Source organism: Micromonospora sp. NPDC049836, assembly GCF_044465125.1.
GTDB lineage: Bacteria > Actinomycetota > Actinomycetes > Mycobacteriales > Micromonosporaceae > Micromonospora.
The window spans coordinates 479,210-503,079 of sequence record NZ_JBITLH010000001.1 but is presented as its reverse complement, the minus strand read 5'-3'; the positions used below and the strand labels follow the sequence as shown (position 1 = coordinate 503,079).

Genomic DNA, 23,870 nt, shown 5'->3' with positions numbered 1-23,870 from the left:
CCGGGGCCGTCGTCGTCGGTGTGGCTCAGGCGTGGGCCATCTGCGGCGCGCCGATGAACTGCATGATCGCCTGGTTCACCTCGGTGGGATGGGTCCACGGGGTGCCGTGCGGCGCCCCCTTGAGGGTGACCATCCGGCAGTCGGAGAGCATGTGCTGCAACCGCCCGCCGGTGGCCGGGTACGGCAGCACGTTGTCCTTGTCGCCCTGGATGATCAGCACCGGGATGGTGATGTTCGGCAGGTCGCCCCGGAAATCCGTCAGCCAGGCGTCGACCGAGTCGTGCGTGGCCTTCGCCGACGCCCGCGCGCCGATGTCCCAGTGCGCCCGGTACGCCTCCTCGCTGACCCACCTGCCCTTGTTCTCGCTGTAGTTGAAGAACGCGTCGCAGAACTGGGTCAGGTAGGCGAACCGGTCCTGGATGATGGCCGCCTTGAACCCCTCGAAGAGGCTCTTGTCGACCCCTTCCGGGTTGTCCTGGGTCTTCAGCAGGTACGGCGCCAACGGGGCCATGAGCACCGCCCGGTCCACCCGGTCCGACCCGTACGCGCCCAGGTAGCGGGTCACCTCGCCGGTGCCCATCGAGTGCCCGATCAGGATCGCGTTGCGCAGATCCAACTCGGTCATCAGCACGTCGAGGTCGGCCGCGAAGGTGTTGTAGTCGTAGCCGAACGCCGGCTGGGCGGAGTTGCCGAAACCGCGCCGGTCGTACGTGATCACCCGGTAGCCGGCGGCGAGCAGCGGATTGGCCATCTTCTCCCAGGTCGCCCCGTTGAACGGGAAACCGTGGATCAGGACGATCGGCTGCCCGGAGCCGTGATCCTCGTAGTACAGGTCGATGGGCGCGGAGTTCTCCGTACCGACGGTAACGAAAGGCATGTCCGGTTCTCTCCCCCTGGGTGCGTCGTTGACGCCCGCGCTTTCCCGGGAGGACCCCGGTTATGCCGTCCGGTACGGCAGGTCCACCACCCGGTCGTCGGTCACCTCGGCGCCCGGCGCCCAGGTCTCGTAGACGCCCCGCTCGTGGCACTGCGCCCCGGTCGCGGTCACCGCGTCCGGATCCGGGCGGCACAGCCGCAGCCGCAGCCAACCCGCCTCCTCCCGCAGCACCAGGCAGGGCACCCCGCGCCAGGCGGCGTACCGCAGCCGCCGGGCCGCCGACTCCACCGGGTAACGGGCCGCCCGGGTCATCGCCAGCACCCGGAACCCGCCCGGCAGGTCCGCCACCGCCTCGTACTCGCCGCCGGCGTACCCGCCGACGAGCTGGGTGGAGCGGGGCGCGTCGCCGGTCGGCACGTACTCCTGGTCGGGGGAGAGGCCGGGCACCGCGGCGAGCAGGTGCCGCCACTGCGGCCCCACCATGCGCAGCCAGCCGCGCTGCTCGGCCTGGTAGGTGTAGAGCACCACCTCCACCCCCTCCGCCGGGTAGGCGAGCAGGGTGGCGTTCGCCGGCATCGGCAGGTCGGCGAAGTCCCGGGTGACGAACTCCGGGATGAGCTGGGCGTTGCTCGGCACGAAACCGGTGCCCAGCACCGGCGGACCCAGCCGGTCCCGGGGCGGCAGCACGGTCAGGCCCTGGTGCGCCGGGCCGACCGGCGCGTCGTAGTCGGCCGGGTCGGCGGCCCGCCAGCGCAGCGCGTACGCCACGTCGCCGCCCTCGCCGTCACCGCGCAGCACCGCCAGCCCGCCCGGGGTACGCAGGTGCGCCACGTCGTGCTCCCGGTAGCAGAAGCCGTGCGGCAACCAGCCCCGCACGTACCCGGCGAGCTGGCGGGCGGAGAGCACCTTCACCATCCGGGTGCCGGGCCGGATGACCGCCGACGCGCGCACCGCGGCCAGCGTCGGATCCCCGGCCGCCGCCGGCGCCTGGCTGAGCTGGTGCAGGTACGCCCAGCCGTGCTCGCGGTGCGCCGGCATCAGCAGCGGCGGATCCGCCTCCTCGGTCGGTTCGGCCGCCCCGTGCACCGCGCCCACCTCGGTCACGTGCACGAACCGGCGCCACGGGTAACCGGCCCCCGGCCGGGGCACGAACTCGAAACCGGGCAGCTCGTCGGCGCTGAACACCTCGTAGGCGGCACCCCGGGCCAGCTCCTCGGCGGGGAGCACCCGGCCCTCGTACGTCACGTGCAGCCCGGTCCGCTCGGGGGCGGCCCCGCTGGTCTGAGGGGTGACGGTCACCCGGCGGACGCTATGCGCGGCAGATGTTGGCCACGTGAACAGCCGGTGGCGGTCCGGGAACGCCGCCCGGCGCCGGTGTGTGATGCTGGCCGCGATGACTGAGCAGACCGAGACCCGCAAGCAGCGGGCCGCCCGCCGGGCCGGGGAGTTCCCGCCCGCCCCGGAGGCGCTGCCCGTGCCCGTGCTGGACAGCCACACCCACCTCGACATCACGGTCAGCGACTACGGCGTACCCGGCGGGGCGCCGGGCGGCCCGAGCGGTCCCGCCGAGGACCCGGTCGCCGCCGCCGTCGCGGTCGCCGCCGGCGTCGGCGTGGACCGGCTGGTGCAGGTCGGCGTGGACGTCGAGTCGTCCCGGTGGGGCGCCGACGTCGCCGAGCGCTACGGCGCGGTGCTCGCCACCGTGGCGCTGCACCCCAACGAGGCGCCCCGCCTCGCCGACCTGGACGAGGCGCTGCGGCAGATCGAAACCCTGGCCGGCCGCGACCGGGTACGCGGCATCGGCGAGACCGGGATGGACTTCTTCCGCACCGGCGACGAGGGGCGGGCCGCGCAGGAGGAGAGCTTCCGGGCGCACATCGCGATCGCCAAGCGGTACGGCAAGGCGCTGGTCATCCACGACCGCGACGCACACGCCGACGTGCTGCGCGTCCTCGACGACGAGGGCGCCCCGGACACCGTGGTGCTGCACTGTTTCTCCGGCGACGCCGACTTCGCCCGGGAGTGCGTCCGCCGCGGCTACCTGCTCAGCTACGCCGGCACGGTCACCTTCGGCAGCGCCGCCGCGCTCCGCGCGGCCGCCACCGTCACCCCGCCCGGGCAGCTGCTGGTGGAGACCGACGCGCCGTACCTGACCCCGATGCCGCACCGGGGCCGGCCCAACGCGTCGTACCTGATCCCGCTGACCGTGCGGTTCCTCGCCGAGACCACCGGGACCGACCTCGACCAGCTCTGCGCCGCCATCTCCGCGACCGGCGAACGCGCCTTCGGCCCGTGGTGAAAGGATGCCCGGCGTGACCGGTCTCCTCGGCCCGGCGGAGATCCGGGAACTCGCCGCGCGGCTCGGCGTGACCCCGACCAAGAAGCTCGGCCAGAACTTCGTGCACGACCCGAACACCGTCCGCCGGATCGTCACCACCGCCGGGCTGGCCCCCGACGACGTGGCCCTGGAGGTCGGCCCCGGGCTCGGCTCGCTCACCCTGGCCCTGCTCCCGGTGGCGGCGCACGTGCACGCCGTGGAGCTGGACCCGGCGCTGGCCGCCGCGCTGCCGGAGACCGCCGCCCGGTTCGCCGGTCCGGACGCCGCCCGGCTCACCGTGCACCCCGGCGACGCGCTGCGGATCACCGCCGCCGAGCTGGCCGATCCGGCACCCACCGCGCTGGTGGCGAACCTGCCGTACAACGTGGCCGTGCCTGTGGTGCTGCACCTGCTCGCCGAGCTGCCCACCCTGCGGCACGGCCTGGTGATGGTGCAGAAGGAGGTCGCCGACCGGCTCGTCGCCGGTCCCGGCTCCAAGGTGTACGGCATCCCGTCGGTCAAGCTCGCCTGGTACGCCCGCTCCCGGGCGGCCGGCAAGGTCCCGCCGAACGTCTTCTGGCCGGTGCCGAACGTCGACTCCGGGCTGGTCGCGTTCACCCGGCGCGAGCCGCCCCGCCCCGACGTACCCCGGGAGGCCGTCTTCGCGGTGGTCGACGCGGCGTTCGCGCAGCGCCGCAAGACCCTGCGCGCCGCCCTGGCCGGCTGGGCCGGCGGCGCCGACCGGGCCGCCGCGGTGCTCACCGCCGCCGGCGTGGAACCCGGCGCGCGCGGGGAGGCACTCACCGTGGAGCAGTTCGCCGCGATCGCCGCGTCGGCCCCGACCGTGCCCGCCGCCGCCCAGTAGGCTGGGCGTGTCCCCCCACCCCGCCGAGGAGCCCACCGTGGAGAAGCCGTTCGACATCCGCCTGCGCCCCCGGGACACCCTCCGGTGACCGAGGCCTGGCGACCGGACGACGAGGAGGAACTGCGGCGGCGGGGTGCCAGCGGGCCGGTCAAGGTCCGGGTGCCCGCCAAGGTCAACCTGCACCTCGGGGTGGGGCCGCTGCGCCGCGACGGCTACCACGAGCTGAACACCGTCTACCACGCGATCTCCATCTACGACGAGCTGACCGCCCGCCGGGGCGACACGCTCACCCTCACCATGGAGGGCGAGGGCGCCGGTGAGCTGGCGCTGGACGACACCAACCTGGCGATCCGGGCCGCGCACGCCCTCGCCGGGTACGCGGGCGTGCTGCCGCACGCCCGGCTGCACCTGCGCAAGCAGATCCCCCTCGCCGGCGGGCTGGCCGGGGGTAGCGCCGACGCGGCCGCCGCCCTGGTGGCCTGCGACGCGCTCTGGGGCACCGGCCTGTCCCGGGACGAGCTGGCCGGCATCGCCGCCGACCTGGGTTCGGACGTGCCGTTCCTGATCCACGGCGGCACCGCGCTCGGCACCGGCCGCGGCGAGGCGGTCAGCCCGGTGCTGGCCCGCCCCACCTCCTGGCACTGGGTGGTGGCCGTCGCCGACGGCGGGCTGTCCACCCCGGCCGCCTACCGGGAGCTGGACCGGCTGCGTGACGCGGGCACCGCCGGCGCGCCGCTGGGCAGCACCGACGGGCTGCTCGCCGCGCTGCGCCAGCGCGACCCGCGGGTGCTCGCCGCCCAGCTCGGCAACGACCTCCAGGACGCCGCGCTGGCCATGCGACCGGCGCTGGTCGACACGCTGAAGGCGGGCGAGGCGGCCGGCGCGCTCGCCGGCATCGTCTCCGGCTCCGGCCCCACCTGCGTCTTCCTGACCAGCGACGCGGCGCACGCGACCCGGGTCGCCGCCGACCTGGCCGCCGCCGGGGTGTGCCGGGAGGCCCGGGTGGCGCACGGTCCGGTCGCCGGCGCCCGCATCATCTGACCCACCGGCCGCCCGGCCCGGTCGGCTCCCATCCCCTCCCGTCCCTGGCCCCCGTAGTGATCGACCCGGGTTGCGGCAAACCGGGGCTTCGGGGGGCAAGCAGGCCACGATCTGCCGCATTCTGTGGCCGCTGCCGGCCGGGCGGGTGTCCGGCTCGGCCGGCCGGGGGCGTCCGGCCGGTCGGGAGGGGCGCCCGGCGGGGCGGGGGCGGTGGGGCGGCGCGGGGGGCTGGTCCGCGTACCCTTGGGGATGGGCGTCCTGAGGTGCCGGCCGGCACCGGGACGCCTTGATCATGAAAGGTGGGGGAGTGGCCAACATCGTCAACCTGGACCGGGTGTCCAAGGGGTACGGCGCCGCCGGGCCGCTGCTCACCGACGTCTCGCTCGGCCTCGACGACGCCGACCGGGTCGGCGTGGTGGGCCTCAACGGCGCCGGCAAGTCCACCCTGCTGCGGCTGCTCACCCGCCTCGAGGACCCCGACGACGGCCGGGTCACCCACCGCCGCGACCTGCGGGTGTCCTGGCTGCCGCAGACGTTGGAGCTGGCGCCCGAGGCCACCGTCCGCGACGTCGTGCTCGGCACCGCGTGGCTCGGCGAGAGCATGGGCGCCGAGCACGAGTGGGCCGGCGACGCCGGCGTGCGGGCCATCCTCGACGGCCTGGGCATGCCCTACCTGGGCCTGGAAGCGCCCGTGGGGCCGATGTCCGGCGGCGAGCGCCGCCGGGTCGCCCTCGCCGCGCTGCTGGTCCGCGAGGCCGACCTGCTCATCCTCGACGAGCCCACCAACCACCTCGACGTCGGCGGCGTCGACTGGCTGGCCAGGCACCTGGTCACCCGGAAGGGCGCGCTCGTCGTGGTCACCCACGACCGGTGGTTCCTCGACGCGGTCTGCACCACCACCTGGGAGGTCGCCGACCAGACCGTCCGGGCGTACGAGGGCGGCTTCGCCGCCTGGACGCTGGCCCGGGTCGAGCGGCAGCGGGTGGCCGCCGCCACCGAGGCCCGCCGGCAGAACCTGCTCCGCAAGGAGATCGCCTGGCTGCGCCGGGGCGCACCGGCCCGCACCTCGAAGCCGAAGTTCCGGATCGAGGCCGCGAACGCGCTCATCGCCGACGTGCCGGAGCCGCGCGACACCATGTCGTTGCAGCGGCTCGCCACCGCCCGGCTCGGCAAGCAGGTGTACGACCTGGCGCAGGTCACCCTGCACGCCGGCCCCAAGGAGATCCTGCGCGGCCTCACCTGGCAGGTCGGCCCCGGCGACCGGATCGCCATCCTCGGCCGCAACGGCGCCGGCAAGACCACCCTGCTGCGCATGCTCGCCGGGGTGACCCGCCCCGACGGCGGCCACTTCACCACCGGGCAGACCGTCCGGCCGGCGTTCCTCTCCCAGGAGCTCGCCGAACTCCCCGGCCACCTGCGGGTCCTCGAAGCCGTCGAGGAGGTGGCCCGGCGGGTCCAGTTCGGCGACCGGGAGATCAGCGCCGCCCAGCTCGCCGAGATCTTCGGCTTCGACGACCGGCGGCTCTGGACCCCGGTCAGCGACCTCTCCGGCGGAGAGCGGCGCCGGTTGCAGATGCTGCGGCTGCTCGCCGGCGAACCCAACGTGCTGCTGCTCGACGAGCCCACCAACGACCTGGACACCGACACCCTCGCCGCGTTGGAGGACCTGCTCGACTCCTGGCCGGGCACCATCGTGGTGGCCAGCCACGACCGCTACCTGATCGAGCGGGTCACCGACGTCGCGTACGGGATGTTCGGCGACGGCCGGCTGGTGCACCTGCCCGGCGGGGTCGACGAGTACCTGGCCCGGGCCGCCGCCGGTCGCGGCCCGGCCCCCGCCGACCTCACCCCGGCCGGGCCGGGCCCGGTCCGCGAGGGTCTCTCCGCCGCCGAGGTACGCACCGCGAAGAAGGAACTCAGCCGGCTGGAACGGCAGATCGCCAAGCTCGAGCAGCGGGAGGCGACCCTGCACGAGCAGCTCGCCGCCCACGCCACCGACTACGCCAAGGTCGCCGAGTTGGACGCCCAACTCAAGGAGGTGCGGGCCGAGCGGGACCGCACCGAGGAGACCTGGCTCGCCCTCGCCGAGGAGCTGCCGGCGGACTGACCCGCCGTCGGGAGGGGGTGTGCGGCGTCACAGCCCGGCGTGCGGGACAATCGCTGGCGACCCCTCACCCGAACGGTCTTGGAGACGCAGAGATGTCGCACACCCCCGTCAACCACCCCGCGCGGCCTGTCTACCGGGCGATCGGCGGGCTCGTTGGTCTGTACTTCATCGTCTTCGGCGTGCTCGGCATCATCGCGAGCGCGGGCGACGAGGTGCTCGCCCAGGACGACACCAAGGTCCTCGGCCAGGGCACCAACCTCGGATTCTCGCTGCTGGCGATCCTGCTCGGGGCCGTGATCCTGCTCGGCGTCGTGATCGGCCGCAACCTCGACGTGCTGATCAACCAGTGGATGGCGTACGGGCTGATCGCTCTCGGCCTCGCCGAGCTGGCGTTCCTGCACACCGACGCCAACATCTTCAACTTCTCGATCATGACCGACGTCGTGGTCCTGATCCTCGCCCTGGTCCTGCTGATGGCCGGCATGTACGGCAAGGTCGGCACCGACGACGAGCACGAGGCCTGGCAGAAGGCTCGGCTCGTGCTCTGATTCCCGCCCGTACCGACGTAGGCCCGGCATCCCGCCGGGCCTTCGGCGTTTCCGGGGACGCGGGTCCGTCGCTGAGGGACAATCGGGGCGAATCGCTCGCTTCGTTGGAGGTTCCCATGGCGCACTTCCCGGTGAACCATCCCGCGCGACCGCTCTACCGCGTGCTCTCCGGGCTCATCGGCCTCTACATCCTCGTCTTCGGCGTGTACGGCGTGGCCGAGACCTGGGGCGACGGGCTGTTCAGCCGGGCGGACACCAGCGCCCTCGGGCTCCGTACCAACCTGGCCTTCTCCCTGGTCTCCGTGATCTTCGGCGCCTTCCTCATCATCGGCGCGTCCCGGCGCGGCAACCTCGGCCACTACATGAACCTGACCGCCGGAGTCGTCTTCCTGGTCACCGGCATCCTCATGATGTCCGTGCTGCAGACCCAGGTGAACGTCCTCAACTTCTCGATGGCGACCGTCATCGTGTCGCTGCTGTTCGGCCTGATCCTGCTCGCCACCGGCCTCTACGACAAGGTCGGCACGGACGAACACGCCGAGGAGGAGCGGCGCCGCCGCGAGCACCCCATCGCGGAGGTCCACCGCTGACCCGCGGGTCAGCCCGGCTTGCGTACCGTGATCAGCCCCGGCTTCGCCTCCAGGTGCGACAACCCGTTCCAGGCCAGGTTCACCAGGTGCGCCGCCACCGTCTCCTTGCGCGGCTTGCGCACCTCCAGCCACCAGCGGCCGGTCAACGCCACCATGCCCACCAGCGCCTGCGAGTACAGCTCCGCCAACTTCGGGTCGTAGCCCCGGCTGGAGAACTCCGCGCCCAGGATGTGCTCCACCTGGTGCGCCACGTCGTTCAACACACTGCTGAAGTTGCCCGTCGCCGACATCAACGGCGACTCCCGGACCAGCACCCGGAACCCGCTGGTCTCCTCCTCGATGTAGGTCAGCAGGGTCAACGCCGCCTGCTCCAGCAACTCCCGCGGATGGCCGGCGGTCAGCGCCGTGGTGATCCGCTCCAACAGCGAACGGACCTCCCGGTCCACCACCACGGCGTAGAGCCCTTCCTTGCCGCCGAAGTGCTCGTACACCACCGGTTTGGACACCTTCGCCCGGGCCGCCACCTCCTCGATCGACGTGGCGTCGAACCCGCGCTCGGCGAAGATCTCCCGGGCGATCGAGATCAGCTGCTCCCGACGCTGGGTCGCGGACATCCGTACCCGGGCAGGGGGCTTGGCCACCGGGACGGCCCGCCGCCGGGCGGAGCGCGCGTCATTGCCGGGAACGTCGGTCACCCGGCCCATCCTGCCAAACCCGACCGACGCCGACCGACCGGTTACCGCGCGGCCCGGCCCCGCACCCGCACCGGCTCCACCAGCTTCGCCGTGATCCGCTCCGGTTTCGGCCACCGTACCGACCAGGCCGCACCGGCCTTCTCCAGCAGCCAGATCACCCGCGCCGACGGATCGATCTGCCCGCGCAGCACCCCGTGCCGCGCGCTGGTCGGCTCCGCGTGGTGCAGGTTGTGCCAACTCTCCCCGAACGACAGCAGCGCCAGCGGCCAGAAGTTCGCCGCCCGGTCGCCCTGCCGCACCGCGAACGGCCGCTCCCCGTAGACGTGGCAGATCGAGTTGATCGACCAGGTGACGTGGTGCAGCAGCGCGATCCGGACCAGCCCGCCCCAGAAGAACGCGGTCAGCGCGCCCTGCCACGACCAGGTGACCAGCGCGCCCATCGCCGCCGGCGCGAGCACCGACACCACCACCAGCGCCGGGAAGAGCCGGTCGACCCGGCGGGTGATCGGATCGGCGAGCAGGTCCGGGGCGAACCGCTCCCGGTTCGACAACTCCCGGTTGAACAACCAGCCGACGTGCGCGTGGAACAGTCCTCTGGCCAGCCCGCCGATGCTCTCCCCGAACCGCCACGGCGAGTGCGGGTCGCCCTCCTGATCGGAGAACGCGTGGTGCCGGCGGTGGTCCGCCACCCACTGGATGATCTCGCCCTGCACCGCGAACGAACCCGCCACCGCCAGCGCGGCGCGCAGCCAGGGCTTCGCCCGGAACGAGCCGTGGGTGAAGTAGCGGTGGTAGCCGACGGTGATGCCGAGCCCGGAGAGCACGTACCAGAAGCCGGCGATCAGCAGGTCGCTCCAGCCCAGCCAGCCGCCCCAGGCCACCGGCACGGCGGCGAGCAGGGCGAGGAACGGTACGGCCACGAAGGCCCACAGGGCGATCAGGATCCCCCGGGACTGGTGTCCCTGGGTCAACGGCTTCGGTCCGCTCTCCGGGCCGCTCAGGGTGGTCGACATGGCACCTCCCAGTGGTACGGGCTACGCCTACGTCACCGTAACCAGTGGCCGGCTAGATCGCAGCGGACACCGGCATTCGTGAATGGACGGACCTGTCGTACGCCCGTTCTAACCTGCCGTCATGACAGAAGGTGAGCCGCCCGCTACCGCCCACCGTCCCTACCGTGGGCGCAAGCCGGAGCTGTACGCGAAGGCCATCGTGCTGCGACGGGAGGGGTGCCCGGTGGGCGAGATCGCGGAGCTTCTGCGGGTGTCCAAGTCGACCGCCTACCTCTGGACCCGGCACCTGCCACTCGACCCGGAGCTGGTGCTGCGGCGTCGCCGAGCGGGTCAGCGGGCCCGCGCGGCCGACCAGTGGAGCGCGCACCGGGCGGCCCGTGACAGGGCCCGGGCTGACACCGTCGCGGCAGCGGCGCGCTGGGTGCGTCAGTTGCGCTACCGCGAGTTGGTGCTGATCGGTGCGGCGATCTACTGGTGCGAGGGTGGCAAGGCCAAGCCATGGCGTCCGCACGACTGCCGGATCAAGTTCGTCAACAGTGATCCAATGCTCGTGACGCTTTTCCTGCGCTTCCTCGACGCGCTCGGTGTGCCGCAGGCCGATCGGCGCTACCGGGTGAGCATCCACGAGACCGCCGACGCGGCGGCGGCGGTGCGCTGGTGGGCCGAGCAGGTCGGCGTGCCCTCCGAGGGGTTCCAGCGCACCTCGCTGAAGCGGCACCGGCCACTCACCACTCGAAAGAACACCGGCGCCGACTACCGCGGTTGCCTGACCGTCCATGTGGTCGGGTCGAGCCGGGTCTACTGGAGGATCGAAGGGATCATGAAGGGAATGACCGATGAGGATCGGTAGCCCGACCGGTAAGGTGTAGGCAGCCGCCGAACGGGTTCCCTTTTGCCCGTTTTCGACCGTCCCGGGTCGTCTAATGGCAGGACGTCAGGTTTTGGTCCTGATTATAGGGGTTCGAATCCTCTCCCGGGAGCTTCTGCTTTTTGCCCGCGGTCGCGTGGTTAGCATGACCGCGAGACTGTCGCCGTCCCGACGGGAGCCACGTCGTGTCCCAGCCCCACCTCCGCACCGTTGTCGTGCTCGCCGCCGGTGAGGGCAAGCGGATGAAGTCGGCCCTGCCCAAGGTGCTGCACCCGCTGCTCGGCCGTACCCTCCTCGGACACGTGCTGGCCGCGGCCGCGCCGCTGGCCGCGGACCGCACGGTGGTGGTGGTCGGCCACGGCGCCGACCAGGTCCGCGGGCACCTGGCCGAGGTGGCGCCCGAGGCCCTCGCGGTGCTCCAGGAGCGGCAGCTCGGCACCGGGCACGCGGTACGGATCGCGCTGGACGCGGTGCCGGAGGCGACCGGGACGGTCGTGGTGATCAACGGGGACGTGCCGTTGCTGCGGCCGGAGACGGTGACGGCCCTGGTGGAGGCGCATGAGGGCGCCGGCGCGGCGGCCACGGTGCTCGCCGCCGAGGTGCCGGACCCGACCGGCCTGGGCCGGATCGTGCGGGACGGCGCCGGCCGGCTGGCGCAGATCGTGGAGGACCGCGACGCCACCCCCGAGCAGCGCGCGCTGCGGGAGATCAACGCGGGCATCTACGCGTTCGACGTGGCCCGGCTGCGGGACGCGCTGGGCAAGCTCTCCACCGAGAACGACCAGGGCGAGGAGTACCTGACCGACGTCTTCGGCCTGCTCCGGGACGCCGGGGAGCCGGTGGCGGTGCACTGCGCCCCGGACCACGTGGAGACGTTGGGCTGCAACGACCGGGTCGAGCTGGCCGCGCTGCGCGGACTGCTGCGCGACCGGGTGAACGAGGGCTGGATGCGCAGCGGGGTGAGCATCCTCGACCCGCACACCACCTGGATCGACGTGACGGTGACCGTCGAGCGGGACGCGGTGATCGACCAGAACACCCAGCTCCAGGGCGCCACGGTGGTCGGCGCGGGGGCACTGGTCGGGCCGGACACCACGCTGGTGGACACCACGATCGGCGCGGGTGCGAGCGTGGTGCGCAGCCACGCGGTGGGCGCCGAGGTCGGCCCGGAGGCGAGCGTGGGGCCGTACGCGTACCTGCGACCGGAGTCGCGGCTGGCCCGCAAGGCCAAGGTGGGCACCTTCGTGGAGACGAAGAAGGCCACCATCGGCGAGGGTTCGAAGGTGCCGCACCTGTCGTACGTGGGGGACGCGACGATCGGCGAGCACAGCAACATCGGCGCCGCGACGGTCTTCGTCAACTACGACGGGGTGCGCAAGCACCACACCACCATCGGCAGTCACGCGCGTACCGGGGCGGACAACATGTTCGTGGCGCCGGTGCGGGTGGGCGACGGCGCGTACACGGCGGCCGGTTCGGTGATCATCTCGGACGTGCCGGCGGGGGCGATGGCGGTGGCCCGGGGGCAGCAGCGCAACGTGGAGGGCTGGGTGCTGCGCAAGCGGGCCGGTACGGCGGCCGCGGAGGCGGCGCAGCGGGCCCGCGAGGATGCGTCGGACTCGCCCGAAGCCGCAAGTGAAGGTGACTGAATCCACGGGCGGTGCCAGGCCGTGGGTGGAGCGGTGAGCGCGGGGGATACTGCAACCGAATAGTCCCCGGCTCCACGCCGCCGGGAACCACCGACACACGGGAGCAGACGGGCCCATGGGCAGCATCGTCGCCGAAAACCGCAAGAGCCTGATGCTCTTCTCCGGACGGGGTTTTCCGGAGCTGGCCAAGGAAATCGGTGAGGTGCTCGGCGTCGCGCCGACCCCTTCCGACTCGTACGAGTTCGCCAACGGCGAGATCTTCGTACGGTTCAAGGACTCGGTGCGCGGGTCGGACGCCTTCGTGGTGCAGTCCGTGACGCACGGGGTCAACACCTGGGTCATGGAGACCCTGATCATGATCGACGCTTTGAAGCGGGGATCGGCCAAGCGGATCACCGTGGTGCTGCCGTTCTATCCGTACTCGCGGCAGGACAAGAAGCACCGGGGCCGGGAGCCGATCTCGGCGCGGCTGGTGGCCGACCTGCTGAAGACGGCGGGTGCGAACCGGATCCTGACGGTGGACCTGCACACCGCGCAGATCCAGGGCTTCTTCGACGGCCCGGTGGACCACCTCTTCGCGATGGACGTGCTGGCCGAGTACGTGGAGCACAAGTACGCGGGCCGGCCGATGACGGTGGTGGCGCCGGACTCGGGCCGGGTACGGGTGGCCGAGCGGTGGACGGACCGGCTGGGCGGCTGCCCGCTGGCCTTCATCCACAAGACCCGGGATCCGCTCAAGCCGAACCAGGTGGTGGCGAACCGGGTGGTCGGTGAGGTCGAGGACCGGGTGTGCCTGATCGTGGACGACATGATCGACACGGGCGGCACGATCAGCAAGGCGGCGGACATCCTCAAGGAGTCCGGGGCGGCGGAGATCGTGGTGGCCTCGACGCACGCGCTGCTGTCGGACCCGGCGACCGAGCGGCTGAAGAACAGCCCGATCGCCGAGGTGGTGGTGACCAACACCCTGCCGTTGCCGCCGGAGAAGCAGCTGGACAAGATCACCGTGCTGTCGATCGCGCCGCTGCTGGCGCGGGCGATCCGGGAGGTCTTCGACGACGGCTCGGTGACCACCCTCTTCGGTGGCCTCAGCTGAGTTCGGGCACCCCGCCGGCGGGACACCGCACCCGCCGGCGGGACTCCGCCGGCTCGCGGGCCTCCTCGGGCTCGCGGGACCGCGCCGGCTCGTGGGCCTGCTCGGGCTCGCGGGACCGCTCGGGCTCGTGGGCCTGCTCGGCCGGTGGGAGGACCGCTCCGGCCGGGGAAAAGTTGGGCTGCGAGGTGTCGCCGGCGGTGATAAGGGGACTGCCGGATGGCCCGGAAATCGCTCGGGTAGACTGGTGCGGTTGCCACGGCGAGGGTGCCCGGCGGGCCGCTGAAAAGCACCGCACGGAGGCGCCGTCATCGACGCGGTGCTCCGGGCAGTCGTTCATGACGCATGAGCCCCAGCGAGCCCCTCGCCCCAGCACCGCAAGACGACAAGCCGCCGCAGCGAAGCATCAGGAGTTTCCCCGTGTCCGAGGTAAAGATCAGCGCCGAGCCCCGTACCGAGTTCGGCAAGGGTGGTGCCCGTCGTACCCGCCGGGCCGGCAAGGTGCCCGCCGTGCTGTACGGCCACGGCGAGAAGCCCAAGCACATCGCGCTCCCGGCGCGTGAGTTCGCCGCCGCGATCCGCAAGGGCGGCGCCAACCAGCTCTTCGCGATCGAGGTGAGCGACGGCACCCAGGTGCTGGCGCTGCCCAAGGCGATCCAGCGTGACCCGATCAAGGACACCTTCGAGCACGTGGACCTGCTCCTGGTCCGCCGAGGCGAGAAGGTCACCGTCGAGGTCCCGGTCCAGCTGACCGGTGAGGCCGCCAAGGACACGCTGATCGTGCACGACCACGACACCCTCTCGGTGACCGCCGACGCCACCAAGGTGCCGGACCACCTGGAGGCGTCGATCGAGGGCGCCGAGGCCGGCACCCAGATCACCGCCGGCGACGTGGAGCTGCCGGCCGGTGTCGAGCTGGTCGCGGACGCCGACCTCCAGGTCGCCTCGGTGACCGCCGCCCCGACCGCCGAGCAGCTCGAGGCCACCCTCCCCGAGGTCGAGGTGGCCGAGGAAGAGGCCGAGGCGGAGGTCGGCGAGGAGACCGCCGAGGCCCCCGAGGGCGCTCCGGCCGAGGGCGAGCCGGCCGCCGAGGAGCCGAAGACCGAGGCCTGATCGGCCCGCAGGCTGTGCGACAGGCGTCCCCGGTTCCCGGGGGCGCCTGTCGGCGTATCGGCGCCGGCCGGGCCGAGGCAGGCCCGGCGACACCCCGGCGGGCTGGAGATGACGGAAGGGACGAGGCGTGACGGACGAGGCGGGGCCCTGGCTGGTGGTCGGCCTGGGCAACCCCGGTCGGGAGTACGCGGGCAACCGGCACAACGTCGGCTTCATGGTGGCCGAGCTGCTGGCCGGTCGGCTGGGCGGGAAGTTCGGGCGGCACAAGCGGGCGGTGGCCGAGGTCGCCGAGGGTCGGCTGGGCTTCGGCGGGCCGAAGCTGGTGCTGATGAAGCCGCTGACCTACATGAACCTCTCCGGCGGCCCGGTGGTCGCGCTGGCGCAGTTTCACAAGATCCCGCCGGGGCGGGTGATCGCGGTGCACGACGAGCTGGACATCCCGTACGGGCAGCTGCGGGTGAAGTGCGGCGGTGGCGAGGGCGGCCACAACGGCCTGCGGTCCATGTCGAAGTCGCTGGGCACGAAGGACTACGTGCGGGTGCGGTTCGGCATCGGTCGGCCGCCGGGGCGGCAGGATCCGGCGGATTTCGTGCTGTCGGACTTCTCCGCGGTGGAGCGCAAGGAGCTGGAGTTCCTGGTGGACCGGGCGGCGGACGTGGTCGAGTCGGTGGTGACCCGCGGGGTGGAGCCGACGCAGAACCTCTACCACGGGGGCTGACCCCGGGCGGGGCTGCGGGTCGCGGCGGGTGGCGGCCGGTAGTCTGCGCTCCTCGGGAGGCGACGCGAGCGACGGGAGCGGAAGACCCATGGCCAATCCTCCGATGATCGACGGGGCGTTCGCCCGCTGGCTCGCGGCGCGGGCCGGGCAGGCGCTGATGAACCTGCGCGCGGAGCTGGGTTTCGCCGACCCGGGGGCGTTGAAGGCGGCCGGGGACAAGGTCTCGCACGACCTGATCCGTACCGAGCTGGCGAAGTGGCGCCCGGCCGACGCGGTGCTGTCGGAGGAGGACGAGGGGTCGCGGCTGGCCTGGACGGCGGAGGTGACCACCGAGGCGGTGCCGCGGTTGACCGCCGACCGGGTGTGGATCATCGATCCGCTGGACGGCACCCGGGAGTTCGCCGAGGAGGGCCGCTCGGACTGGGCGGTGCACGTGGCCCTCTGGGCGCGTCACGCGCCGTCGCCGCACGGGCTGGTGGCGGGTGCCGTGGGGCTGCCGGCGCAGCACCGGGTGCTGGGCACCGACTACCCGCCGGCGTACCCGCCGATGACGTTGGAGGCGGCGACCGCGGGCGCGCGGGTCATCCGGTTGGCGGCCAGCCGCAGCCGACCGCCGGTGTTCCTCACCGACCTGGCCGAGGATGTCGGCGCGCATCTGGTGCCGATGGGTTCGGCGGGCGCGAAGATTGCCGCGGTGGTGACCGGCGAGGTCGACGCGTACATCCACGCCGGCGGGCAGTACGAGTGGGACTCGGCCGCTCCGGTGGCTGTGGCGACGGCCACCGGACTGCACGCTTCCCGGATCGACGGTTCTGCGCTGAAATACAACGAGGCCGACCCGCGCCTACCCGACCTCCTGGTCTGCCGCAAGGATCTCGCCAGTCGGTTGCTTGCAGCGTTGCAGCGGCATTCCGGGTAGCCTGACCGTCTTCTTGACGAGTCCGACCGGAAAGGTCTGGAATTCGATGAACGGACACCTGTCATGACGTCCCCGGCGGCGTACCAGGTATCGCACCTCGACGCGCTCGAGGCGGAGAGCATCTTCGTGATGCGCGAGGTCGTCGCCGAGATGGAGCGGCCGGTGCTGCTCTTCTCCGGCGGCAAGGACTCGATCGTGATGCTCCGGCTGGCGCAGAAGGCGTTCGCCCCGGCCAACGTCCCGTTCCCGGTCATGCACGTCGACACCGGGCACAACTTTCCCGAGGTCCTGGAGTACCGGGACCAGCGGGTCGCCGAGCTGGGCCTGCACCTGATCGTGGCGAGCGTGCCCGAGGCGCTGGCGGCCGGGCTGGTCCGGGAGTCGGCGGACGGGATGCGCAACCGGATCCAGACCCCGGTGCTGCTGGATGCGGTGGAGAAGCACCGCTTCGACGCGCTCTTCGGTGGCGCCCGGCGGGACGAGGAGAAGGCCCGGGCCAAGGAGCGGGTGTTCAGCTTCCGCGACGAGTTCGGTCAGTGGGACCCGAAGAACCAGCGCCCCGAGCTGTGGTCGCTCTACAACGGCCGGCACCACCCGGGCGAGTCGATCCGGGTCTTCCCGCTGTCCAACTGGACCGAGCTGGATGTCTGGCACTACATCGCCCGGGAGCGGATCCCGCTGCCGTCGATCTACTTCGCGCACGAGCGCGAGGTGATCGAGCGGGACGGCATGCTCTACGCGGTCAACGAGTTCCTCCGGCCCAAGGCGGGCGAGGAGCGGTTCAAAGCGCAGGTGCGCTACCGGACCGTGGGCGACGCCTCCTGCACGGCGGCGGTCCGGTCGGACGCCGACACGGTGGAGAGGGTGATCGAGGAGGTGGCCGCCACCCGGATCACCGAGCGCGGCGCGACCCGCGGCGACGACCGGGTCAGCGAGGCCGCCATGGAGGACCGCAAGCGGGAGGGCTACTTCTGATGAGCGTCGAGACAGTGGCGCCGGAGGCGACGGATGCGACGCGCCCGATGGACCTGCTGCGGTTCGCCACCGCCGGCAGCGTCGACGACGGCAAGTCGACCCTGATCGGCCGGCTGCTGTACGACACGAAGTCGCTCTTCACCGACCAGCTCGCCGCGGTCGAGGCGGTCAGCGCGGCCCGGGGCGACGAGTACACCAACCTGGCGCTGCTCACCGACGGCCTGCGGGCGGAGCGGGAGCAGGGCATCACCATCGACGTGGCGTACCGGTACTTCGCCACGCCGCGGCGGAAGTTCATCATCGCCGACACCCCCGGGCACATCCAGTACACCCGGAACATGGTGACCGGCGCGTCCACCGCCGACCTGGCGCTGATCCTGGTGGACGCCCGCAAGGGCCTGGTGGAGCAGTCCCGCCGGCACGCGTTCCTCTGCTCGCTGCTGCGGGTGCCGCACCTGGTCCTCTGCGTGAACAAGATGGACCTGGTCGACTGGTCGGAGGAGGTGTTCGAGCGGATCGCCGACGAGTTCACCGCGTTCGCCGCGAAGCTCGACGTGCCGGACCTGACCGTGGTGCCGATCTCCGCGCTCAAGGGCGACAACATCGTCTCCCGTTCGGAGAACATGCCCTGGTACGAGGGTCCGTCGCTGCTGCACCACCTGGAGCGGGTGCACATCGCCAGCGACCGCAACCTGGTCGACGTGCGTTTCCCCGTGCAGTACGTGATCCGTCCGCAGTCCACCACGGTCACCGACTACCGCGGGTACGCGGGCCAGGTGGCCTCGGGCGTGCTCAAGCCGGGCGACGAGGTGATGGTGCTGCCCTCCGGTTTCACCAGCCGGATCGCCTCGGTCGAGACGGCTGACGGCCCGGTGGCCGAGGCGTTCCCGCCGATGTCGGTGACGGTCCGGCTGACCGACGAGATCGACATCTCCCGGGGCGACCTGATCTGCCGGCCGAACAACGCCCCGGCCGTCGCGCAGGACATCGAGGCGATGGTCTGCTGGATGGACGAGACCCGCCCGTTGCAGATCGGCGGCAAGTACGCGATCAAGCACACCACCCGCTCGGCGCGGGCCATCGTGCGCGGGCTGCACTACCGGCTGGACGTCAACTCGCTGCACCGCGACGACGCGGCCGGCGAGCTGAAGCTCAACGAGATCGGCCGGGTCCGGCTGCGGACCACCGTGCCGCTGCTCGCCGACGAGTACCGGCGTAACCGCACCACCGGCGGCTTCGTGATCATCGACGAGGCCACCAACCGGACGGTCGGCGCCGGCATGATCGTCGAGGCGGGCTGAGGCCCCCACCCCGGTGTCCGGCGGCGGCCCTGGTCAACCCGGCGCGGGTCGGCCAGGGCCGCCGGCGTTCAGTCGAGGCGGCTGGCGCCGTCGGCCGGGCGGACGGTGCGGGTGACCGGGGTGGCGAAGCCGCGCTCGGCGTACGCGGCGGTCACCGCGGCCGCCACCGCGTCGGCGGCGGCCGCGTCGACCAGGGCCAGCACGCAGCCGCCGAAGCCGCCGCCGGTCATCCGGGCCCCGTGCGCCCCGGCGGCCAGCGCCGCCTCGACCGCGGTGTCGATCTCGGGCACGGTGATCTCGAAGTCGTCGCGCATCGACGCGTGGGAGGCGGTCAGCAGGGGCCCGATCTCCCGGACCCGGCCGGCGCGCAGCAGCGCCACCGTGTCGAGCACCCGCTGGTCCTCGGTGACCACGTGCCGGACCCGGCGGCGGGTCTCGTCGTCGGGCAGCTTCGCCAGCGCCGCGTCGAGGCCGGCCGGGTCGATGTCGCGCAGGGCGGGCACGCCCAGGATCCGCGCCGCCTCCTCGCAGGACCGGCGGCGGGAGGCGTACTCGCCGTCGGCGTGCCGGTGCGGGGCGCGGCTGTCGACCACCAGCACGGCCAGCCCGGCGGCGTCCAGGTCGAACGGGATCTGGTCGACCTGCTCGGTGCGGCAGTCCAGGAAGAGGGCGTGCCCGGCCCGGCCCCGGATCACCGCCGACTGGTCCATGATCCCGGTGGGCGCGCCGACGTAGTCGTTCTCGGCGCGCTGGGCGAGCCGGGGCCACCGCTCGGCAGGCAGGTCCAGGTCGCCCAGGTCGACCAGGGCGGCCAGCACCGCGGACTCGATCGCCGCCGACGAGGAGAGCCCGGAGCCGACCGGCACGTCCGAGGCGACCGCGAGCCGGGCGCCGGGGACCGGCTGGCCGGCGGCGCGTAGCGCCCACACCACGCCGGCCACGTAGGCGGCCCAACCGGGCACCCGGCCGGGCTCGTCGGCCTCCGCCGGCCCGAACTCCACCGGCTCGTCGTCCAGCTCCGACCAGACCGTCCAGCGCGGCTCGTCGCGGGGCGCCGCGGCGACGACGGTACGCATCGGCAGCGCGAAGGGGAGCACGAAACCGTCGTTGTAGTCGGTGTGTTCGCCGATCAGGTTGACCCGGCCGGGAGCCGCCCAGCGGCCCGCCGGCTCCGCGCCGTACCGCTGCCGGAAGCCCGCGGTGGCGCGGGCCGCGACATCGCCGGCGGGCGCGGCCGGTGGCGCGGCGGGCGCGGTCGGGCCGGTCACTGGATCTCCTTCGTTCGCGACTGCGGGGCTCGCAGGCCCGGCTCGCTCCTCGCGCTCACCGTTGCCCCAGGATGTGCTCGCGGTAGAACGCCCAGGCGTCGCCGACCATGTCCTGCAGCGTCGGCTTGGCCGGCAGCCAGCCCAGCTCGTCGCGGGCCAGCGCGGCGGAGGCGACCAGCTCGGCCGGGTCGCCTTCGCGGCGCGGGGCCACCTCGACCGGCACCGGGTGGCCGGTGACCTCGCGGACCACCTCGATCACCTGCCGGTTGGTGAAGCCGTTGCCGTTGCCCAGGTTGTAGATCCGGTGCCGGCCCGGGGTGGCGGCGTCCAGCGCCAGCAGGTGGGCCCGGGCCAGGTCCTCGACGTGGATGTAGTCGCGCACGCAGGTGCCGTCGACGGTGGGGTAGTCGTCGCCGAAGAGCTGGAGCTTGTCGCGCCGGCCGGCGGCCACCTGGAGGGCGAGCGGGATCAGGTGGGTCTCCGGGTCGTGCCGCTCGCCGATGGTCCCGCCGTCGTGCCGGTACGCCCCGGCGACGTTGAAGTAGCGCAGCGAGATCGCGCCCAGGCCGTGGGCGATCGCCTCGGAGGTGAGCGCCATGTCGACGGCCAGCTTGGTGGCCCCGTACGTGTTGGTGGGGGCCTTCACGGCGGTCTCCGGGATGGGCAGCTCGGTGGGGTTGCCGTAGACCGCGGCGGTGGAGGAGAAGACCAGCCGGGGCACCCGGGCGGCGCGGACGGCGTCGAGCAGGGCGAGCGACCCGATGGTGTTGGTCCGCCAGTAGAGCTCCGGCTTGACCATCGACTCGCCGGCGGCGATCAGCGCGGCGAGGTGCAGCACGCCGTCGAAGCCGGCGTCCGGGGTGAGCACCCGGGCGGCCTCGTGGATCGGCAGGTCGACGTGGGTGGCGTCGGGGGCGAGGGCCGCCCGGTGCCCGGTGCGCAGGTCGTCCAGGACGGTGACATTGTGGCCCTCGTCGAGCAGCATCCGGGTCACCACACTGCCGATGTAGCCCGCACCGCCGGTGACGAGCAGTTTCACGTCGCTTCCTCCCGCCTGGCCGCCGCCGTGGCGGCCGTCCTTGATCACCCTATGGCCGCCGGTCGTGCCACGGCGGGCAGTGCACCACCGCCATTCCACCACGTTCCGTCATGATTGAACAGATCCGAACATCGACCGGCTGGGACGGCGAGGGCTGTCTACCATCCATCCCATGCGGGAGGCAGGTGGTCCCGGGCTCCGGCGACGACCGCCGGGGCGGCCACGGCGCGAGCCCGGTCCCGTCGCCCGGACCGTCGCCCGGCTCGTGGTCCGTGCCGCCGACGGGGCGACCCGCCTGGTCACCGACCTGCTCGGGGCCAGCCCGACCGCCGGCCGGGAACGGATCACCGAGGCCGAACTGCGTGACCTGGTGGCCGCCAACACCCTCCTCGACCCCGACGAGCGCCGGATCATCGACGAGGTGCTGGTGGCCGGCGCCCGCCTGGTCCGCGAGGTGATGGTGCCCCGCACCGAGGTGGTCTTCCTCTCCGCCGGGCTCACCGTGGCCGAGGCCGAACGCCTGGTCCGGGCCGAGACGCACACCCGCTACCCGGTGGTCGACGGCACCCACGACGACGTGGTCGGCTTCCTCCACCTGCGCGACGTGCTGCTGCGCCCCGAGCGCGACCGGTGCGCCACGGTGGGCGAGCTGACCCGCGAGGTGAAGCGGCTGCCCGGCAGCAAACGGGTGCTCGCCGCGCTCACCGAGATGCGCCGGGAGGGCCACCACCTGGCCGTGGTCGTCGACGAGTACGGCGGCACCGCCGGCATCGTCACCTGCGAGGACCTGGTGGAGGAACTGGTCGGCGAGATCCACGACGAGGACGACGTCCCGTCCGAACCGGTCCACGCCGGCCTGCCCGCCGTGGTGGACGGCCGGCTCAACCTGGCCGACTTCGCCGAACGGACCGGGGTGTCGCTGCCCGCCGGCCCGTACGAGACGGTCGGTGGCTTCGTGATGGCCGCCCTGGGCCGGCTGCCGGTCACCGGTGACGAGGTGCCGGTCGCCCCGGCCACGCTGGACGCCGGCCGGCCCGATCCGGACGATCCGCCGGGTGGCTGGTTGCTGCGGGTGCTCGCCCTGGAGGGGCGGCGGGTGTCCCGCCTCGCGGTCTCCGCCGCGCGCGTGCCGGAGCAACGACGCGAGCTGCCCGCGCCGGTCAGGCCCGCCGCGAGCCGACCCGCCGGCCCGTCATGACGGGCGATGGAGCTTGCTGACAGAATTGCCGGCATGTCCGACGTACCCGCCCGCCCGCGCGTCTTCTCCGGCATCCAGCCGACGGCCGACTCGTTCCACCTCGGCAACTACCTCGGCGCGCTGCGGCACTGGGTGGCCCTGCAGGACAGCCACGACGCCTTCTACTGCGTGGTGGACCTGCACGCCATCACCGCCGGCCACGACCCGAAGGTGCTCAAGCAGCGCAGCCGGCTGGCCGCCGCGCAGCTGTTCGGGCTGGGTCTCGACCCGGAGCGCAGCACCCTCTTCGTCCAGTCGCAGGTGCCCGAGCACCCGCAGCTGGCCTGGGTGCTCGGCTGCATCACCGGGTTCGGCGAGGCGAGCCGGATGACCCAGTTCAAGGACAAGTCGCACAAACAGGGCAGCGAGCGGGCCAGCGTCGGCCTCTTCACGTACCCGATCCTGCAGGCCGCCGACATCCTGCTCTACCAGGCGCACGCGGTGCCGGTCGGCGAGGACCAGCGGCAGCACCTGGAGCTCTCCCGGGACCTGGCGCAGCGGTTCAACTCGCTGTTCGGGCCGACCTTCACGGTGCCCGCGCCGCACATCGTCAAGGACACCGCCAAGATCACCGACCTGCAGGACCCGACGGCGAAGATGTCGAAGTCGTCCTCCTCGCCGGCCGGCATCATCGACCTGCTCGAGGAGCCGGCCCGCTCGGCCAAGAAGATCCGCTCCGCGGTCACCGACACCGGCCGCGAGATCGTCTTCGACGCCGAGGGCAAGCCCGGCGTATCCAACCTGCTGACCATCTACTCGGCGCTCTCCGGACGGAGCATCGACGACCTGGTCGCCGCGTACGACGGCAAGGGCTACGGCGACCTCAAGAAGGACCTCGGCGAGGTGGTCCGGGAGTTCGTCACGCCCATCCAGGAGCGCACCCGCGGCTACCTGGACGACCCGGCGCAGCTGGACAAGCTGCTCGGCCAGGGGGCGGAGAAGGCCCGGGCGGTCGCCGCGGCGACGCTGGCCACCGTGTACGAGCGGGTCGGCTTCTTCCCGCCGGTCCGGTCCGCGTAGCGGGCCCGCGCGTCGGAGAGGGTGTGCGCAGTCGGTGGCCGGAGGGATGGCGCGGAGCGTGGCTGGCAGGGACGGAGCGCCGGACGCCGGCGACACCATCCAGATCGGGATCGCGGTGGACATCCCCGAACCGTGGGGCGGGCTGCTCACCCGCCGCCGGGTCGAGGCCGGTGACCCGCAGGCCGTCCCCGCCCACGTCACCCTGCTCGGGCCGACCGAGATCCCGGTGAGCGCGCTGCCCGCCGTCGAGGAGCACCTGACCCGGGTGGCCGCCACCCACCTGCCGTTCACCCTGCACCTGCGGGGCACCGGCACGTTCCGCCCGGTCACCCAGGTGGTCTTCGTGGCGGTCGCGGCCGGGATCAGCGAGTGCGAGGTGCTCGCCGCGGCCATCAACGCGGCGCCGGAACTGCACCGGGAGGCGCGCTTCCCGTACCACCCGCACGTCACCGTGGCGCAGGACGTCCCGGCGGAGGTGCTGGACAAGGCGTACGAGGACCTGGCGGACTTCTCGGCGCTGTTCGAGGTCGAAGCCTTCACCCTCTTCTCGCACAGCGGGGCGGCCCGATGGCAGCCCCGCCGCGACTTCCGGCTCGGCGGTTGAGCTGAGCGCGCCG

The 23,870-nt window shown here is 72.8% G+C and carries 22 protein-coding genes, 1 tRNA gene and 1 pseudogene; 18 read left to right on the top strand and 6 right to left on the bottom strand.

Annotated features, from left to right (window positions below):
* Positions 1–25 precede the first annotated feature (25 nt).
* A complete protein-coding gene (locus ACIBPB_RS02295) occupies positions 26–877 on the bottom strand; it encodes an alpha/beta fold hydrolase (RefSeq protein WP_396837807.1) in 852 nt (283 codons plus the stop codon).
* A gap of 60 nt (positions 878–937) precedes the next feature.
* Entirely contained in the window at positions 938–2,176 is a 1,239-nt protein-coding gene (locus ACIBPB_RS02290; protein ID WP_396837806.1) for a hypothetical protein, read from the bottom strand.
* Between the two features lie 82 nt (positions 2,177–2,258).
* On the opposite strand from ACIBPB_RS02290, the gene ACIBPB_RS02285 reads away from it, so the two are divergent.
* The 6 genes from ACIBPB_RS02285 (at position 2,259) to ACIBPB_RS02260 (ending at position 8,345) form a co-directional block, all read left to right on the top strand.
* Positions 2,259–3,176: a TatD family hydrolase gene (locus ACIBPB_RS02285; protein WP_396838164.1), complete on the top strand. Its 918-nt coding sequence runs from the start codon at positions 2,259–2,261 to the stop codon at positions 3,174–3,176.
* Between the two features lie 13 nt (positions 3,177–3,189).
* The gene (gene rsmA / locus ACIBPB_RS02280) at positions 3,190–4,059 is read left to right on the top strand and encodes a 16S rRNA (adenine(1518)-N(6)/adenine(1519)-N(6))-dimethyltransferase RsmA (RefSeq protein WP_396837805.1); all 870 of its coding nucleotides are present in this window, start codon (positions 3,190–3,192) and stop codon (positions 4,057–4,059) included.
* Between the two features lie 84 nt (positions 4,060–4,143).
* On the top strand, positions 4,144–5,100 hold the full coding sequence (locus ACIBPB_RS02275) for a 4-(cytidine 5'-diphospho)-2-C-methyl-D-erythritol kinase (protein ID WP_396837804.1): 957 nt from the start codon (positions 4,144–4,146) through the stop codon (positions 5,098–5,100).
* Between the two features lie 307 nt (positions 5,101–5,407).
* Positions 5,408–7,207 carry an ABC-F family ATP-binding cassette domain-containing protein gene (locus tag ACIBPB_RS02270; RefSeq protein WP_396837803.1) on the top strand — a complete coding sequence of 600 codons (1,800 nt, stop codon included), beginning with the start codon at positions 5,408–5,410 and terminating at the stop codon, positions 7,205–7,207.
* Between the two features lie 92 nt (positions 7,208–7,299).
* Positions 7,300–7,755, top strand: a complete 456-nt coding sequence (locus tag ACIBPB_RS02265; RefSeq protein ID WP_396837802.1) for a DUF4383 domain-containing protein — start codon at positions 7,300–7,302, stop codon at positions 7,753–7,755.
* Between the two features lie 116 nt (positions 7,756–7,871).
* Entirely contained in the window at positions 7,872–8,345 is a 474-nt protein-coding gene (locus ACIBPB_RS02260; protein WP_396837801.1) for a DUF4383 domain-containing protein, read from the top strand.
* Between the two features lie 8 nt (positions 8,346–8,353).
* Here the strand turns inward: ACIBPB_RS02260 and ACIBPB_RS02255 are convergent, their stop codons facing one another.
* Together ACIBPB_RS02255 and ACIBPB_RS02250 are read right to left on the bottom strand one after the other, a co-directional pair.
* Positions 8,354–9,040, bottom strand: a complete 687-nt coding sequence (locus ACIBPB_RS02255) for a TetR family transcriptional regulator (RefSeq protein WP_396837800.1) — start codon at positions 9,038–9,040, stop codon at positions 8,354–8,356.
* A gap of 41 nt (positions 9,041–9,081) precedes the next feature.
* The gene (locus ACIBPB_RS02250; protein WP_396837799.1) at positions 9,082–10,053 is read right to left on the bottom strand and encodes an acyl-CoA desaturase; all 972 of its coding nucleotides are present in this window, start codon (positions 10,051–10,053) and stop codon (positions 9,082–9,084) included.
* 223 nt (positions 10,054–10,276) lie between these two features.
* On the opposite strand from ACIBPB_RS02250, the gene ACIBPB_RS02245 reads away from it, so the two are divergent.
* The 9 genes and pseudogenes from ACIBPB_RS02245 (at position 10,277) to cysN (ending at position 18,689) form a co-directional block, all read left to right on the top strand.
* A complete protein-coding gene (locus ACIBPB_RS02245; RefSeq protein ID WP_396837798.1) occupies positions 10,277–10,903 on the top strand; it encodes a resolvase in 627 nt (208 codons plus the stop codon).
* 59 nt (positions 10,904–10,962) lie between these two features.
* Positions 10,963–11,033, top strand: a tRNA-Gln gene (locus ACIBPB_RS02240).
* A 73-nt stretch (positions 11,034–11,106) separates the two neighbouring features.
* A pseudogene (gene glmU, locus ACIBPB_RS02235) lies at positions 11,107–12,633 on the top strand (bifunctional UDP-N-acetylglucosamine diphosphorylase/glucosamine-1-phosphate N-acetyltransferase GlmU).
* Positions 12,634–12,685: 52 nt separating this feature from the next.
* On the top strand, positions 12,686–13,666 hold the full coding sequence (locus ACIBPB_RS02230; RefSeq protein WP_357319999.1) for a ribose-phosphate diphosphokinase: 981 nt from the start codon (positions 12,686–12,688) through the stop codon (positions 13,664–13,666).
* A 417-nt stretch (positions 13,667–14,083) separates the two neighbouring features.
* Positions 14,084–14,776 (top strand): 50S ribosomal protein L25/general stress protein Ctc, encoded by a 693-nt coding sequence (locus ACIBPB_RS02225; RefSeq protein WP_396837797.1) that lies wholly within the window; start codon positions 14,084–14,086, stop codon positions 14,774–14,776.
* A 127-nt stretch (positions 14,777–14,903) separates the two neighbouring features.
* Positions 14,904–15,494: an aminoacyl-tRNA hydrolase gene (pth, locus tag ACIBPB_RS02220; RefSeq protein WP_396837796.1), complete on the top strand. Its 591-nt coding sequence runs from the start codon at positions 14,904–14,906 to the stop codon at positions 15,492–15,494.
* Positions 15,495–15,582: 88 nt separating this feature from the next.
* Positions 15,583–16,413 (top strand): inositol monophosphatase family protein, encoded by an 831-nt coding sequence (locus ACIBPB_RS02215; protein ID WP_357320009.1) that lies wholly within the window; start codon positions 15,583–15,585, stop codon positions 16,411–16,413.
* A 63-nt stretch (positions 16,414–16,476) separates the two neighbouring features.
* Complete coding sequence (gene cysD, locus ACIBPB_RS02210; protein WP_396837795.1) at positions 16,477–17,388, top strand: sulfate adenylyltransferase subunit CysD; 912 nt, start codon at positions 16,477–16,479, stop codon at positions 17,386–17,388.
* Positions 17,388–18,689: a sulfate adenylyltransferase subunit CysN gene (cysN, locus tag ACIBPB_RS02205; RefSeq protein ID WP_396837794.1), complete on the top strand. Its 1,302-nt coding sequence runs from the start codon at positions 17,388–17,390 to the stop codon at positions 18,687–18,689. The genes cysD and cysN overlap by 1 nt, the downstream gene beginning before the upstream one ends.
* A 68-nt stretch (positions 18,690–18,757) precedes the next feature.
* On the opposite strand, the gene galK is transcribed toward cysN, so the two are convergent.
* Both galK and galE read right to left on the bottom strand, forming a co-directional pair.
* Positions 18,758–19,957 carry a galactokinase gene (gene galK / locus ACIBPB_RS02200; protein WP_396837793.1) on the bottom strand — a complete coding sequence of 400 codons (1,200 nt, stop codon included), beginning with the start codon at positions 19,955–19,957 and terminating at the stop codon, positions 18,758–18,760.
* Between the two features lie 55 nt (positions 19,958–20,012).
* Positions 20,013–20,942 (bottom strand): UDP-glucose 4-epimerase GalE, encoded by a 930-nt coding sequence (gene galE / locus ACIBPB_RS02195; RefSeq protein WP_396838163.1) that lies wholly within the window; start codon positions 20,940–20,942, stop codon positions 20,013–20,015.
* Between the two features lie 226 nt (positions 20,943–21,168).
* Here galE and ACIBPB_RS02190 point away from each other — a divergent pair, with 226 nt between their 5' ends.
* From ACIBPB_RS02190 to ACIBPB_RS02180, 3 genes are read left to right on the top strand one after another with little or no spacing between them, the layout of a single operon-like run.
* Positions 21,169–22,194, top strand: coding sequence for a hemolysin family protein (locus ACIBPB_RS02190; protein ID WP_396837792.1), 1,026 nt, complete (start codon positions 21,169–21,171; stop codon positions 22,192–22,194).
* A gap of 33 nt (positions 22,195–22,227) precedes the next feature.
* Positions 22,228–23,253, top strand: a complete 1,026-nt coding sequence (gene trpS / locus ACIBPB_RS02185; protein WP_357320028.1) for a tryptophan--tRNA ligase — start codon at positions 22,228–22,230, stop codon at positions 23,251–23,253.
* A 46-nt stretch (positions 23,254–23,299) separates the two neighbouring features.
* The gene (locus ACIBPB_RS02180; RefSeq protein WP_396837791.1) at positions 23,300–23,857 is read left to right on the top strand and encodes a 2'-5' RNA ligase family protein; all 558 of its coding nucleotides are present in this window, start codon (positions 23,300–23,302) and stop codon (positions 23,855–23,857) included.
* Positions 23,858–23,870: the final 13 nt, after the last annotated feature.

Coding starts and splice junctions, on each gene's coding strand:
- ACIBPB_RS02295 (WP_396837807.1), bottom strand. CDS start 877: ATGCCTTTCGTTACCGTCGGTACGGAGAACTCCGCGCCCATCGACCTG.
- ACIBPB_RS02285 (WP_396838164.1), top strand. CDS start 2,259: ATGCTGGCCGCGATGACTGAGCAGACCGAGACCCGCAAGCAGCGGGCC.
- ACIBPB_RS02265 (WP_396837802.1), top strand. CDS start 7,300: ATGTCGCACACCCCCGTCAACCACCCCGCGCGGCCTGTCTACCGGGCG.
- ACIBPB_RS02260 (WP_396837801.1), top strand. CDS start 7,872: ATGGCGCACTTCCCGGTGAACCATCCCGCGCGACCGCTCTACCGCGTG.
- ACIBPB_RS02250 (WP_396837799.1), bottom strand. CDS start 10,053: ATGTCGACCACCCTGAGCGGCCCGGAGAGCGGACCGAAGCCGTTGACC.
- ACIBPB_RS02230 (WP_357319999.1), top strand. CDS start 12,686: ATGGGCAGCATCGTCGCCGAAAACCGCAAGAGCCTGATGCTCTTCTCC.
- ACIBPB_RS02215 (WP_357320009.1), top strand. CDS start 15,583: ATGGCCAATCCTCCGATGATCGACGGGGCGTTCGCCCGCTGGCTCGCG.
- cysD (WP_396837795.1), top strand. CDS start 16,477: ATGACGTCCCCGGCGGCGTACCAGGTATCGCACCTCGACGCGCTCGAG.
- cysN (WP_396837794.1), top strand. CDS start 17,388: ATGAGCGTCGAGACAGTGGCGCCGGAGGCGACGGATGCGACGCGCCCG.
- galE (WP_396838163.1), bottom strand. CDS start 20,942: ATGCTGCTCGACGAGGGCCACAATGTCACCGTCCTGGACGACCTGCGC.
- ACIBPB_RS02190 (WP_396837792.1), top strand. CDS start 21,169: ATGCGGGAGGCAGGTGGTCCCGGGCTCCGGCGACGACCGCCGGGGCGG.
- trpS (WP_357320028.1), top strand. CDS start 22,228: ATGTCCGACGTACCCGCCCGCCCGCGCGTCTTCTCCGGCATCCAGCCG.
- ACIBPB_RS02180 (WP_396837791.1), top strand. CDS start 23,300: ATGGCGCGGAGCGTGGCTGGCAGGGACGGAGCGCCGGACGCCGGCGAC.